Here is a 13,810-nt window from a genome sequence, read left to right as displayed (position 1 = left end):
ACTTATTTTCTTTGCTGAATCAAACGCGTTTGCTGACGAAAAATATTCTCAATTAGATAAAAAAGTCTTTGTGCTCTTTGCATTTAAGTAAACATAAATGACACAAATATTTATACAAATTTCACGATAAATTTAATTGTGTTATTCGTGAAAACCATTAGCGGAACTCGTGTTTAAAAAAAACTAACTTTAAAAAAAATAAAAATCATGGCAAAATTAAATCCGTACCTGAATTTTGATGGTACAGCAGAAAAAGCATTTACATTTTATAAATCTGTTTTCGGCGGAGAATTTGTTGGAGAAATCCATAAAATGGGCAATGTTCCCGGAACTGAAAATTTATCAGACGAAGAAAAAAACAGAGTAATGCACATTGCGCTTCCGATTGGTGGAGATCTTTTGATGGCTTCAGACATTGTACCGTCATTCGGACAAAACTTAACGGTAGGAAATAATAATTATGTTTCAGTTTTTCCTGATTCCAGAGAAGACGCAGACAGAATTTTCAAAGGACTTTCTGAAGGTGGAAATATCGAAATGCCACTTGAAGACCAGTTTTGGGGTGATTATTTTGGTAGTTTTCAGGATCAGTTTGGCGTTCATTGGATGATTAATTATAACGAAGAATACACAAAATAGTTTTATATTTAATTAATGAAAGGGTAGATGTTGAGTTTACCCTTCTTTTTACACATTAAAAAACAAAATATTAAATGGATAAAGTTAAAATTGACATTACAATCTTGGCGCCGGTAGAAAAAGTTTGGGATTATTTTAATGCTCCAAAACATATTACCAAATGGAATTTCGCTCATGAAAGCTGGTTTTGCCCGAGTTCTGAAAACGATTTGAAAGTAGGTGGAAAATTCAATAATAGAATGGAAGCAAAAGACGGAAGTTTCGGCTTTGATTTTATAGGAGTTTATGACGAAGTAATTCTGAACGAAAGAATAAAATATCATATGGAAGACGGTAGAGAAGTAGAAGTGATTTTTGAGAAAATAGATGAGAATACAACCAAAGTAACCGAAATTTTTGATCCTGAAAAACAAAATTCAGTTGAGATGCAGCGTGAAGGTTGGTATGCGATTCTCAACAATTTTCATAAATATGTAGAAAACCATTAAACTTTAAAAGCTGTAATCATGATCAATTTAGTAATAATGGCAAGATGTTTAAAGCCTATTTATACTGAGAATCATGTTGTGGAAAACAAATTTTTGCAGGGTATTATAGCAATGCCTGCAAGAAGAGCGCTGGAAAAAAAACAAATAGATTCTCTCACAAAACTGTCAGATTATTCTGAAAATGAATTAATGAAATTTCATGGTTTCGGAAAAAATACGATTTCGAAACTGAAGAATTACATGAAAGAAAATAATTTTTCTTTTAAAAATAATTAGAACAAATGGTTTGTCATTCTGATGAAGGAAGAATCTCATGATTAAATTGAGATTCTGTATTTGATTATATTTCATACAGAATGAAAAACTTAAACGATACAATCAACCCTAAATTTTAAAACAATGAATAACAATATTTTCCCATGTCTTTGGTATGATGGTGATGCAAAAGAATCAGCTGACTTTTACTGTAAAATATTCGATGGAAAAATTACAGCAGATACGCCGATGGTTTTAAATATCGAACTTTTCGGACAAAAATTAATGCTTTTAAATGGAGGTCCACATTTTGAAAAAAATGCTTCCGTTTCGTTGATGGTGATGTGCGAAACTGAGGAAGAGGTTCAGAAATATTGGGATCAATTAGAAGACGGAGGGATTGTTTTGATGGCATTAGATTCTTATCCTTGGAGTAAAAAATACGGCTGGATTAGAGATAAATTTGGCGTAACATGGCAATTGTATTTAGGTGAAAAGAAAAGCGAGCAAAGAATTATTCCGACTTTAATGTTTATCCATCAAAATAACGGAAAAGCAATGGAAGCTATGAAATTGTATACAGAAGTTTTTCCTAATTCAAAAATAGAAGGCGTTCTGAAATATGGTGACGGAGTAGGAGATGAAAACCATGAAGTTCCAGAAAATGTACAGCACGCGCATTTCGAAATTAATGGTTATTCTTTATTCTGTATGGATAATTCTTACGATCACAAATTTGATTTTAATGAGGGAATTTCAATGGTTATTATGACAGAAAATCAGGAAGAAACAGATCATCTTTGGAATTCGTTAACTGCAGATGGAGGAAGAGAAAGTATGTGTGGCTGGCTGAAAGATAAATTTGGAATGAGTTGGCAAATTGTACCGAAAAGATTAATCGAACTGATGAATGATTCTGATCAGCTGAAAGCTCAAAAAGTAGTACAGGCAATGATGAAAATGCAGAAAATTGTGATAAAAGATTTAGAAGAAGCTTATGTTTCTTAGTTGGGTGATGGATGCTCGATGTTAGAAGTTATTTTGAGTCGTTAAAAACTTCCGGCTTCCAACATCAAACTTCCAGCTTTCGTTATTCGGCTTGCTGTTTGATGATATTCATAAAAAGATTTGCTTATGAAGACACAGAACAAGTCAAAATCACTTTCCAAAGTACCTAAAGATGGTTTGTATCCTGAGATTATCAGACAAAATTATTTGGGAAGTAAAAAACTACTTAATAAAAAAGCAATTATCTCAGGTGGCGACAGCGGAATAGGACAAGCTGTAGCAGTGCATTTTGCAAGAGAAGGAGCCGATGTTGCTGTCATTTATAAAGAAAGTGTAAAAGATGCTAAAGAAACCAAGAAACTGGTTGAAAAAGAAGGACAGAAATGTATTCTTCTAAAAGGGGATATTTCTAAAAAAACATTTAGAAAAAATACTTTAGAAAAGATTGCTAAAGAATGGAAAACCATTGATATTTTGGTTAATAATGCCGGAATTCAGTTCCCCAAAAGCGATGTTGAAAAAATTTCAGATGATCAGATTAATGAAACATTCAATGTCAATATCATTTCTATGATTTCATTTACAAGAGATTGTTTGAAATTAATGAATAAAGGCGGGCGAATAATTTGTACCACTTCGGTAACTGCTTATCGTGGCAGCGATCATCTCATAGATTATTCGTCAACAAAAGGCGCAATTGCAACATTCGTTCGTTCTCTGGCGACAAATCTTGCCGAGCAGAAAATTTTGGTTAACGGTATTGCTCCAGGTCCGATCTGGACTCCTTTAGTGAAAGAAACTTTTGAAGATATTGCTTCTTTCGGAAAAGATACACCTTTAAAAAGAGCCGGCCAACCTTCGGAAGTCGCACCTGCTTATGTTTTTCTGGCTTCGGAAGATTCCAGTTTTATTACGGGTGAAATCATTCACATCAATGGCGGAGATTTTGTCGGTGGATAAATAATTTTACCTAAACCTAAACCTAAACCTATACATTAAATTATGGAAATTTTAAAATTTGAAATAAAAATCAACGCAAGTCCCGAAAAAGTATGGACCGTTCTTTGGGACGATATGCATTACAGACAATGGACTTCAGCGTTTACAAAAGGTTCTTTTTATGTAGGAACTTGGGATGAAGGCAGCATCATTAAATTTTTTGATCCTAATAACAATGGAATGTACAGCCGGGTTTTAAAAAATGATCCCAATAAAGAGATGGTCTTTTTGCATTTGGGTGAAATATATGACGGTATAGAAACTCCACAAGATTGGGGTGATGCCACAGAATCTTATGTTTTGGAAGAAACTGAAGAGGAGACAATATTAAAAGCAACCATCAAATCTTCACCAGAATTTAAAGATTTTTTTGAAGAAAAATTTCCTGCAGCACTTCAGAATGTGAAGAATCTGGCTGAAAATCAGCTTTGATTTATTAGAAAGATACCATTTTACCAAAATTACATACAAAAATCATTATTATGGAAAATTTATCGTACGACATTATTATTAATGCTCCAAAACAAAAAATATGGGACGTTTTGTGGACTCCCGAAACGTACAGTGAATGGACAAAATTTTTTAATCCTAAATCAATTTCATTGATGAAATCGGATTGGAAAGTTGGCGGAAAAACCTACTTCACCAATTCAGATGGTGAGGGAATGGTTTCTACGATCGACAGTCTCGAAAAACCTGATCAGATTGTTTTCAAACATTTGGGAATGGTTGATAAAGACGGAAACGAAGATACTCAAAGCAAAGAAGTGATGGAGTGGAACGGTTCTTTCGAAAAATATTTCCTGATTTCGCTTGATAATGGAACAGTAAAACTTCAGGCAGAAGTTCAGGCTGAAAGCGAATGGAAAGACCACATGAATGAAGGTTTTACAAAAGGTTTACAGATTGTAAAGGATCTTGCAGAATCCAATTAATAAGATTTGAATAATTTATATCAAGAGGTTTTTACACGAAACCTCTTTTTTTATTTACCTTTAAACAAATATTCTCAATCATGTGTGTAAATCTGTGAGATTTGTGGGAATTTAGTATGAATTAGTTTTTAATCAAGCAACATGAAATTATTAACAATACTTTTTGTAACCTTTGCATTAGCTTTAATCGGCACAAAAATTTTCCAGGGAAATTGGAATCTTGTATTTTCAGGAAACCTCGGAATGGCAGTTTTTATGCTATTCACAGGCTTTGCTCATTTTAAATTCCAGAAAGGAATGGCTTTAATGATTCCTGAGTTTATTCCGGCAAAAATGTTTTGGGTATATTTTACAGGCTTAATCGAAATTGCCGCAGCAATTGGCTTAATGATTCCTTCAATTCGTGAGATTACTTCAATCTTGTTAATTATCTTTTTTGTGTTAATATTTATAGCAAATATCGATTCGTCAAGAAAAAAAGTCAATATTTTTAAAGCAAATTATTCAGGTCCCGGAATGGCTTATTTGTATAAAGAAAGAATTCCCATGCAGATTATTTTAATAGCTTGGACTTGGTTTTTTGGAATTTATCTGAACTGAAAATGAGTTTTAAATCGGTTAAAATAACTTTGATGTAAACAAAATTTAAAACCAACATCACAATTTTTCTCTCTCACCGAAAATCCTTATTTTTGCATATCTAAAAAGTAAAAGTAAAGAAATGAATTCCTACAAAAATCCATTGGAAGAGCGCTACTCCAGTGAAGAAATGTTATTTAACTTTTCTCATAACAACAAATTCCAGAATTGGAGAAAGCTTTGGATCGCCCTTGCTGAAATCGAAAAAGACCTTGGACTTGACATTACAGACGAGCAAATCGCTGAGTTAAAAGCCAATGCAGAAAACATCGATTATGAAGTAGCTGCAGCTTACGAGAAAAAATTCCGTCATGATGTAATGGCTCATGTTCACGCGTATGGTGACGTTGCGCCTTCTGCAAAAGGAATTATTCACTTGGGGGCAACTTCGGCGTTTGTAGGAGATAATACAGATTTAATTCAAATCCGTGACGGACTTTTAATTTTAAAGAAAAAGTTGGTTAACGTAATGAAAAATCTTTCTGATTTTGCTATTCAGTATAAAGATTTACCGACTTTAGGATTTACACACTTCCAACCGGCTCAGTTAACAACTGTTGGAAAAAGAGCAACACTTTGGTTACAAAGTTTGGTTCTAGACATCGAAGAGCTTGATTTCTTCCTAGAAACACTACGTTTTAGAGGGGTTAAAGGAACAACTGGAACTGCAGCAAGTTTCCTAGAGCTTTTCAACGGTGATTATTCTAAAGTAAAACATTTAGATAAAGAATTATCAAAAAGATTCGGTTTCGAAAAAGTTTTCGGAGTTTCAGGTCAGACTTACGATAGAAAAATCGATGCTAAAGTAGTGGCTTTATTAGGGAATATTGCTCAATCTGCACATAAATTCACCAACGATCTACGTCTTCTTCAAAATTTGAAAGAAATTGAAGAACCATTCGAGAAAAACCAAATCGGTTCATCTGCAATGGCTTACAAGCGTAATCCAATGAGAAGCGAAAGAATCGGAGCGTTGGCAAAATACGTTATGTCTTTAACGACAAGTTCTGCAATGGTGGCTTCAACACAATGGTTTGAAAGAACTTTAGATGATTCCGCAAACAAGAGATTAACAATTCCTCAGGCATTTTTGGCGGTTGATGCGATTCTATTGATTTGGAATAACATCATGAACGGAATCGTTGTTTATCCAAACAGAATCAATAAGCATATTATGGAAGAACTTCCTTTCATGGCGACAGAATACATCATCATGGAAGAAGTGAAAGCTGGTGGAGATCGTCAGGAAATCCACGAAGTGATTAGAGTTCATTCGATGGAAGCGTCTAAGAAAGTAAAAGAAGAAGGTAAAGAAAACGACCTTATTGAAAGAATCTTAAATGACGATTCATTAAAGCTAGACAAATCAAAATTAAAAGAAGTTCTTGATCCTAAAAATTTCATTGGTTTTGCACCAATTCAGACGGAAGAATTCATTACCAATGAAGTTCAGCCGATAATTGACGCAAACAAAGATCTGATAGGATTAGAAGCTGACCTTAAAGTATAAATGATATGCAGTCTTTTCGGCTGCATATTTTTTTGAATGGTTACTAAATTGAAAAACAAATTTTCATATAAGCTGTTTATAATAATTTACTCAGTAACTTTTATAATAGTTTTCGGAGAACTTTTGTACGCCTTAATCTCAGATGAAAATTCAGATTTTAAAAATGTTTTTTTTGAAAGCTTGGGCTTTATCATTGCACCGATTGTTTTTTTAGTACCATTAATACGATTCAGTAATGAGCTTGTTGTTTATATAATTTCAATATTATTAACTACATTTTTATATACTTCAATAATATATATAATTTTTAGTTTTTTGAAAGAAATCAAATCAAATAGCTCTACTATAAATAAGTCTAATAATATTTAAATATCTGACATCTAATGTCTAATAACAAAAGAATTTTCGTAGAAAAAAGAGGTATTTTCGATGTAGAAAGTCCAAAAATTTTTGATGAAGTAAAAGCGGTTGTTCCGTCTATCCAAAGCGTAAAAGTGTATAACGTATACGATATTTTTGGATTAAACGATGGTGAATTCGAAAAAGTGGTAAACAGCACTTTCGTAGATCCGGTTACTGATATTTTAATCGAAGAAAATCCTGCACAGGGAACTCATTTCGCATTAGAATTTTTACCGGGACAATACGATCAGCGTGCTGATTCTGCACAACAGTGTATTGCTTTATTGACTGAAAATGAAAAGTCTAAAGTAAGAAGCGGTAAACTTATCGAGTTCGAAGGAGTTTCTGAATCTGATTTGGTGAAAATCAAAGACCTTTTAATCAATAAAGTAGAATCTCAGGAGAAAGATCTATCAACTTTAAATATTCCTGCGGAAGAAACGCCGTCAAAAGTAATTGTTCACGAAGGTTTTATCAATTTTGATGATGCTCAGCTTGAAGAATTCTTTAACAATCACGGTTTTGCTTTAGGATTGGATGATTTGAAATTCATTCAGGAATATTTTAAAACAGAACAGAGAAATCCTACAGAAACGGAACTTAAAGTTTTAGACACATATTGGAGCGACCACTGTCGTCACACAACGTTTGAGACGGAATTGTCAAATATTGAGTTCGAAGGACAGTTTAAACATACATTGGAAACTATTTTCAATGATTATATCGACAAAAGAAAATTCTTAGGACGCGAATTGAAACCAATCTCTTTAATGGACTTGGCGACTGTTTGCGGAAGATATTTTAGCAAAACCGGAAAGCTTGATAACTTGGTGGTTTCAGACGAGATCAACGCTTGTACCATTCAAATCGAAGCTGAATACGATGGTAAAAAAGAACCTTGGTATTTATTATTCAAAAACGAAACACACAATCACCCAACAGAAATCGAACCTTTCGGAGGTGCTTCAACGTGTTTAGGTGGCGCAATCAGAGACCCTTTATCTGGACGTTCTTTTGTTTTCCAGGCAATGAGATTGACGGGTGCAGCTGATGTGTTGGAATCTGTTGATAAAACTTTACCAGGAAAATTACCTCAAAAAACTATTACAAAACAGGCTGCAAACGGATATTCTTCTTACGGTAACCAAATCGGTTTGGCAACTACAATGGTTTCTGAAATCTACGATGAAGGCTACAAAGCAAAAAGAATGGAAGTTGGTTTCGTTGCCGGAGCAGTCCCTGTGGATTGGGTAAGACGTGAAAAGCCTGAAGCTGGTGATTCTATCATCATTTTAGGTGGTGCAACGGGTCGTGACGGAGTTGGTGGAGCAAGCGGAAGTTCAAAAGAACAGGACGAAACTTCTATCCACACGATGAGTTCTGAAGTTCAGAAAGGAAATGCGGTTGAAGAACGTAAAATCCAGAGATTATTCAGAAATCCAGAAGTGACGAGATTGATTAAAAAATCAAATGATTTCGGAGCGGGTGGAGTTTCTGTAGCAATCGGTGAAATCGCTGATTCTTTGGAAGTTAACTTGGGTGTTTTACCATTAAAATACGAAGGTTTGAACGGAACCGAGCTTGCTATTTCTGAATCTCAGGAAAGAATGGCGGTTGTGGTTGAACCAAAAGATAAAGAGCAGTTCATCAAATTCTGTGAAGCTGAAAACATTGTGGCTGTTGAAGTTGCAAAAGTGACAGATTCAGGAAGAATGCAGATGTTCTGGAAAGGTGATAAGATTGTTGACCTATCAAGAGAGTTTTTGGATACAAACGGTTGTTCTAAAAGCCAAGAAGTTAAGATTACACATCTTAATGAATTGAAAGAAGAAGCACAGACTTTTAATGAAGAGAATTTCTTAAAAATATTAAGCGATAAAAATGTTGCTTCTCAAAAAGGTTTGTTGGAAATGTTCGATTCATCGATTGGTGCGACTACGGTTGCAATGCCTTTAGGTGGAAAATATCAGCAGACTTTGATGGAAGGAAGTGTTCAGACGTTACCAATTTTAGGAGCGAAAGACATCGAAACGGTTTCTTTGGCGAGTTGGGGATTTGATGCTGAAATTTCAAAGCAAAACTCATTGTTAGGGGCTTCTTATGCGGTCGTAGAAAGTGTTGCGAAAATCGTTGCGATGGGTGGCGGTTATAAAAATATCAGATTTAGTTTCCAGGAATATTTTGAAAAATTAGGACAAAATCCAGAAAAATGGGGGAAACCTTTGGCTTCACTTTTAGGAGCTTATGATGCTCAAATCAATTTCGGTTTAGCTGCGATTGGAGGTAAAGATTCAATGAGTGGAACATATCAGGATTTGAATGTTCCGCCAACGTTGATTTCTTTCGCTTGTGCTAATGGAGAAAAGAAAAATATCATCTCTCCGGAATTTAAACAGGCAGGAAATAAACTGTATTTCTTCAATCATATTCCACAGGAAAACGGACTTCCAAACTATGATAAATTGAAAGATGTTTACGAACTTATTTTCGAAAATATCAAGGCTGGAAAAGTGGTTTCTGTGAAGACAATCAAAGAAGGCGGAGTTGCAGTTGCTTTAGCAAAAATGAGTTTCGGAAACAGATTGGGAGCTGAGATAAATGTTGCTGATGAGAACGTTTTATTAGCTAAAAATATTGGAAGTTTAATCATCGAAGCAACAGAGGGATTAAGCTGTGTTGAACTTCAATTAATAGGTGAAGTTAAAAATTCAAATATTTTGAAAATCAGTAATTTGAGTTTTGAAATCGAAAAATTACTTGAAGCAAATACGAAAACTTTTGAAAACCTTTTCTCAACGGTTGAAAAAGAAAAAATCGTGGTTGAATTAGATTCAAAACTAAACTCAATCAACCCAAGAAATATTATCATTAAAAAACACGGAATCGCTCAACCAAGAGTTTTTGCACCGGTTTTCCCGGGGACAAATTGCGAGTACGATACACTAAATGCATTCCAAAAAGAAGGTGCAGTTGTAAGTAGTTTACCTTTAATAAATATCAATCATCAGTTGCTTGACGAAAGCATCGATGCGTGGGTGGAAGAAATTAAACAGTCACAAATTTTAGCATTCTCCGGAGGGTTTTCTGCGGGTGATGAACCGGACGGTTCTGCTAAGTTTATCGTGAATGTTTTGAAGAACGGAAAGATGAAAAATGCCGTTCACGAATTGCTTGACAGAGACGGAATGATCATCGGAATTTGCAACGGTTTCCAAGCATTGGTTAAGTCAGGATTGTTGCCTTATGGAAGAATAAAAGATTTGGATGAGAATTCTCCGACGTTAGCTCATAATGCGATCAGAAGACACATTTCTCAAATGGTCAATGTGAAAGTATTAAATGATGAATCGCCTTGGTTAAAAGGAATGAAAGATCAGGTTTTCACCATTCCAATTTCTCACGGTGAAGGTCGTTTTATGGCTTCGGAAGAAGAAATTCAGAAATTGTATGAGAACGGACAAATTGCTACTCAATATTTAGATTTAGATGGAAACATCGCTCACGGAATGCCGTTCAATCCAAATAACTCATTATTCGGAATTGAAGGGATCACAAGTCCGTGTGGTAAAATCTACGGTAGAATGGGGCATCCTGAACGTTTCGCAGAAGGATTAATGAAAAACATTCCAACAGCGAATTATCACAATATCTTTAAAAACGGAGTGGAATACTTTAAATAGATTATTGAGGCTCATTAAAGGCTAAAATATTTTTAAATAAATAACAAAAAAATGACTGTCATTAATGGCAGTCATTTTTTATTTGAAAACTTTCGATGTTTTTTAAATAAAATCGAAAAAAAATAAAATAAATTGCAACATTCACGATGTGATTGCGTCTATTAGATAGAAACGATAAACGACTAATAATTTTTGAAAACAAAAACAGTAAATATCAGTGACAGGGAATTGTTGGAGCTATGCGGTTCCGGAAACAATTCCGGATATTCTCTGCTTTATCAGCGCTATTCTAAGGCTGCTTTCAATTCAATATTTCGTATTGTAAATGATAGGGAAGATGCAGAAGACATTCTTCAGGAAGTTTTTGTAAAAGTATTTTCGGAGATAAGATCTTTAAAAAATACAGACAGTTTCGGAGGGTGGGTTAAGCGAATTGCAATCAATCATTCACTTAATTTCCTTAGAAAAAAGAAAGTCTATTTTTCTGAAATTGAAGACGATAAAATGTTGGATGATAAAGATGATGAACTGGAAGAGAAACTGGCTTTAGAATTCCGTATAGAAGAGCTTCAGAATGCTATTGCAGAGCTTCCGGTGCAAATCAGAACCATTGTGAATCTTCTTCTGTTTGAAGACATGCCACAGGAAGAAATAGCAAAAAGTTTAAATATTCCGGCAGGTACGGTAAGAAGCTATTATCACCGTGCTAAAAAGAAAATTTTTGAAAAACTAACTCAAAAAAGTCAAAATGAAAGATTCGCTTAAAAAATATATTCAAGACCACCGTGAGGAGTTTGATACGCTCGAAGTTCCGGAAGATACGTTTGATAAAATAATGTTAAGATTAAATGAGACAGCAGTTTCCGAAGAAAAAATCGTTCCCTTATTTTCGTGGAAAAAGTGGAGTGCCGCTGCTTCTGTAGCTATAATTTTTAGTGTTGGACTTTATGCTTTTTGGAATCAAAACGAAGGTGAAAGAACAAGGATCGCAGTTCATGAAAAACTTAAGGAAAATGGAAGTAAAGTTGATGTTTTAAATCAAAAAAATGATTTGGAAACTGTAAAAATAGAAACTGTAATACAACAAAATACAGGCAAAGCTTTCACAAAAAATAATGCAAATCATTCACAGAAAATAGTAGAAACTAAAAGTCTTGCTCAGAATGATGATCTTGAGAGTGAAAATAATTTTGACGAGCTGAAAGCTTTAGAATTGATAAATGATCAACATTCAGCAAGTTCAAGGCTACGAGGAATAGATCTGCTGAAGAATTTTTCAGCTTCTGATGAAAAAATTATCAATATTTTATCTGAAAAAGCACTTTCGGATGAAAATACAAATGTAAGATTGGCTGCTGTTGAAGCTTTATCTGTACATATTGAAAATACAGAGGTTAGTAAAAATATTCGACAGATCTTTCTCAATCAAGATGATCCTATCGTGCAAAAAGAACTTATTGCGATTTTAACTGAGAAAGATCCATCCCAACTTAACAGAGAAGTTAATGCAAAGTTGAAGGAACTTACTCTGGATCCTACAACGGCCGTATTCGTAAAAGACGAAGCATATGCGGTTTTAATGAGATATTAAAAGCTTTTATATATAAACAAGTAAATTATTTAACAAATTAAACATTATGAAATCGCCATTATTAGAAATTATAAACACGTGTGATGGTACAGCGATAACATATGACAATTAAAAAAAACAATAAAAATCTACATATGATAAAGATATATTTAATCTTATTTGCTTTGATGACACTTTCTGTGCATGCGCAAAATGATGCTGAGCAACCCAACGCTACACAAGAAAGTTCTAAAACGTATAAGATCAAAAAAAGTAAAGGCAAACTACTCCTTAATTTAGGTCAAGTAACTGTGGAAGGTTACAAGGGGAGCGAGATCATTTTTTCGGTGAAAGGCGAAGATCAGGATGAAGATAAACGTGCCGAAGGGCTGCAAATCGTTAATTCTTTAGGACTTGTAGATAATACAGGACTTGGAATTAATGTCAATGAAAAAGACGGCATATTGGAGGTTAATTCTTTGAAAAAAATGTCTTTTCCGGACGTGAAAATTTTAGTTCCTGAAAACGTTATTATTTCATTTAAACACCAGTCGCAATATGGAGGAGATATCGTTTTCAAAAATATTCAGAATGAAATTGAAATTGCGACCACTTATAACAATATCAAGCTGGAAAATATTACGGGTCCGGCAACGGTAAAATCTATTTACGGAAAAGTAGAAGCGGTTTTTAATCAAAATACAAAAGGACCTTTGTCGATTATTTCCGTATATGGTCTTGCTGATGTTACGCTTCCTAAATCGGTAAAAGCTGATTTGAAAACAACAACTTCTTATGGTGAGATCTACATGTCTCCGGATTTTAAAATTGATGTTGAGAAGAAAGATGGCTTGGTACGTCATGGCGATGAGCTGATTGGAAAAGTGAACGGCGGCGGTACTAATATTGAAGTTCGTTCCGATTACAGTAAAGTTTATTTAAGAGCGAAATGAGAACGTTACTAACTCTTGCAGTGAGTTTGGTTTTCGGTCTTACTGCAGCACAAACAACGATTAATAAAAGTTTTTCTACAGATAAAAATCAAAAAATATCGTTGAAGTTTGATTATCCCGAATTAATCAAGATTAGCACTTGGGATAAGCCTGAGGTTCAAATCTTGGGAACGGTTAATATTAATGAGAATGAAAGTAATGAAGCTTTTCAGATAAAAGAATCTAAAGAAGGAAATTCTCTGATTATTGAAGGTAAAATAGCTGAAATGAAAAGTATTCCTCGTCGGATAAAGGTTGAAAAAGATAATAAAAAACTGATTTTTAAAACCCTTGAAGAGTATCAAAAGTATTGTAAAGAAAACAATGTAACGTTTAATTCGATGAACAATGGCGTTGATGTGGATATCAAATTAGAAATAAAAGTTCCGAAAGCTTTAATGACTCAGATAGAATCTCAATATGGTTTGGTTGAAGTGAAAGATTTTGGCGGAACAATCAATGTGAATGCGATATATGGTGGAATTGATGCTACGGTTTTGGATAAAAATGTTGGAAAACTTTCTGCGGAAACCCATTTTGGACAAATTTATTCAAATTTAGATACCAAATTCACAGGAAAAGATTCGGATGATTTTCGTACTTTAGTTACGGCAACATTTGGAAACGGACCACAATATAATCTGGAATCCAAATACGGAAATATTTATCTAAGAAAATAATATTGGTAGTATT

Annotated in this window: 14 protein-coding genes; all 14 read left to right on the top strand. The window is 34.1% G+C overall.

Annotated features, from left to right (window positions below):
- The first annotated feature begins 207 nt into the window (after window positions 1–207).
- Entirely contained in the window at window positions 208–639 is a 432-nt protein-coding gene (locus tag FDY99_RS02490) for a VOC family protein (RefSeq protein WP_139418917.1), read from the top strand.
- 74 nt (window positions 640–713) lie between these two features.
- Window positions 714–1,127: an SRPBCC family protein gene (locus FDY99_RS02485; RefSeq protein WP_139418916.1), complete on the top strand. Its 414-nt coding sequence runs from the start codon at window positions 714–716 to the stop codon at window positions 1,125–1,127.
- 18 nt (window positions 1,128–1,145) lie between these two features.
- Entirely contained in the window at window positions 1,146–1,403 is a 258-nt protein-coding gene (locus FDY99_RS02480) for a DNA-directed RNA polymerase subunit alpha C-terminal domain-containing protein (protein WP_074228041.1), read from the top strand.
- A 123-nt stretch (window positions 1,404–1,526) separates the two neighbouring features.
- Window positions 1,527–2,390: a VOC family protein gene (locus FDY99_RS02475; RefSeq protein ID WP_139418915.1), complete on the top strand. Its 864-nt coding sequence runs from the start codon at window positions 1,527–1,529 to the stop codon at window positions 2,388–2,390.
- A gap of 126 nt (window positions 2,391–2,516) precedes the next feature.
- The gene (locus FDY99_RS02470; RefSeq protein ID WP_139418914.1) at window positions 2,517–3,350 is read left to right on the top strand and encodes an SDR family oxidoreductase; all 834 of its coding nucleotides are present in this window, start codon (window positions 2,517–2,519) and stop codon (window positions 3,348–3,350) included.
- A 42-nt stretch (window positions 3,351–3,392) separates the two neighbouring features.
- Window positions 3,393–3,821 (top strand): SRPBCC domain-containing protein, encoded by a 429-nt coding sequence (locus FDY99_RS02465; protein WP_139418913.1) that lies wholly within the window; start codon window positions 3,393–3,395, stop codon window positions 3,819–3,821.
- A gap of 50 nt (window positions 3,822–3,871) precedes the next feature.
- Window positions 3,872–4,324: an SRPBCC family protein gene (locus FDY99_RS02460; protein WP_102979875.1), complete on the top strand. Its 453-nt coding sequence runs from the start codon at window positions 3,872–3,874 to the stop codon at window positions 4,322–4,324.
- Between the two features lie 141 nt (window positions 4,325–4,465).
- Window positions 4,466–4,924, top strand: coding sequence for a DoxX family protein (locus FDY99_RS02455; RefSeq protein ID WP_139418912.1), 459 nt, complete (start codon window positions 4,466–4,468; stop codon window positions 4,922–4,924).
- Window positions 4,925–5,045: 121 nt separating this feature from the next.
- Window positions 5,046–6,473 carry an adenylosuccinate lyase gene (gene purB / locus FDY99_RS02450; RefSeq protein WP_139418911.1) on the top strand — a complete coding sequence of 476 codons (1,428 nt, stop codon included), beginning with the start codon at window positions 5,046–5,048 and terminating at the stop codon, window positions 6,471–6,473.
- Window positions 6,474–6,856: 383 nt separating this feature from the next.
- Window positions 6,857–10,555: a phosphoribosylformylglycinamidine synthase gene (locus FDY99_RS02445; protein WP_139418910.1), complete on the top strand. Its 3,699-nt coding sequence runs from the start codon at window positions 6,857–6,859 to the stop codon at window positions 10,553–10,555.
- Between the two features lie 192 nt (window positions 10,556–10,747).
- Window positions 10,748–11,320: an RNA polymerase sigma factor gene (locus FDY99_RS02440; protein ID WP_139418909.1), complete on the top strand. Its 573-nt coding sequence runs from the start codon at window positions 10,748–10,750 to the stop codon at window positions 11,318–11,320.
- Window positions 11,304–12,146, top strand: a complete 843-nt coding sequence (locus FDY99_RS02435) for a HEAT repeat domain-containing protein (RefSeq protein WP_139418908.1) — start codon at window positions 11,304–11,306, stop codon at window positions 12,144–12,146. Before FDY99_RS02440 ends, FDY99_RS02435 begins: the two co-directional genes overlap by 17 nt.
- A 134-nt stretch (window positions 12,147–12,280) precedes the next feature.
- Window positions 12,281–13,078, top strand: coding sequence for a DUF4097 family beta strand repeat-containing protein (locus FDY99_RS02430; protein WP_139418907.1), 798 nt, complete (start codon window positions 12,281–12,283; stop codon window positions 13,076–13,078).
- On the top strand, window positions 13,075–13,797 hold the full coding sequence (locus FDY99_RS02425) for a DUF4097 family beta strand repeat-containing protein (protein ID WP_139418906.1): 723 nt from the start codon (window positions 13,075–13,077) through the stop codon (window positions 13,795–13,797). Before FDY99_RS02430 ends, FDY99_RS02425 begins: the two co-directional genes overlap by 4 nt.
- The last annotated feature ends 13 nt before the right edge of the window (window positions 13,798–13,810 follow it).

The organism is Chryseobacterium mulctrae, assembly GCF_006175945.1.
Lineage (GTDB): Bacteria > Bacteroidota > Bacteroidia > Flavobacteriales > Weeksellaceae > Chryseobacterium > Chryseobacterium mulctrae.
Note: the sequence above shows the minus strand (reverse complement) of the source record. Positions and strands in the feature narration are given on the sequence as shown.

Coding starts and splice junctions, on each gene's coding strand:
- FDY99_RS02490 (WP_139418917.1), top strand. CDS start 208: ATGGCAAAATTAAATCCGTACCTGAATTTTGATGGTACAGCAGAAAAA.
- FDY99_RS02485 (WP_139418916.1), top strand. CDS start 714: ATGGATAAAGTTAAAATTGACATTACAATCTTGGCGCCGGTAGAAAAA.
- FDY99_RS02480 (WP_074228041.1), top strand. CDS start 1,146: ATGATCAATTTAGTAATAATGGCAAGATGTTTAAAGCCTATTTATACT.
- FDY99_RS02475 (WP_139418915.1), top strand. CDS start 1,527: ATGAATAACAATATTTTCCCATGTCTTTGGTATGATGGTGATGCAAAA.
- FDY99_RS02470 (WP_139418914.1), top strand. CDS start 2,517: ATGAAGACACAGAACAAGTCAAAATCACTTTCCAAAGTACCTAAAGAT.
- FDY99_RS02465 (WP_139418913.1), top strand. CDS start 3,393: ATGGAAATTTTAAAATTTGAAATAAAAATCAACGCAAGTCCCGAAAAA.
- FDY99_RS02460 (WP_102979875.1), top strand. CDS start 3,872: ATGGAAAATTTATCGTACGACATTATTATTAATGCTCCAAAACAAAAA.
- FDY99_RS02455 (WP_139418912.1), top strand. CDS start 4,466: ATGAAATTATTAACAATACTTTTTGTAACCTTTGCATTAGCTTTAATC.
- purB (WP_139418911.1), top strand. CDS start 5,046: ATGAATTCCTACAAAAATCCATTGGAAGAGCGCTACTCCAGTGAAGAA.
- FDY99_RS02445 (WP_139418910.1), top strand. CDS start 6,857: ATGTCTAATAACAAAAGAATTTTCGTAGAAAAAAGAGGTATTTTCGAT.
- FDY99_RS02435 (WP_139418908.1), top strand. CDS start 11,304: ATGAAAGATTCGCTTAAAAAATATATTCAAGACCACCGTGAGGAGTTT.
- FDY99_RS02430 (WP_139418907.1), top strand. CDS start 12,281: ATGATAAAGATATATTTAATCTTATTTGCTTTGATGACACTTTCTGTG.
- FDY99_RS02425 (WP_139418906.1), top strand. CDS start 13,075: ATGAGAACGTTACTAACTCTTGCAGTGAGTTTGGTTTTCGGTCTTACT.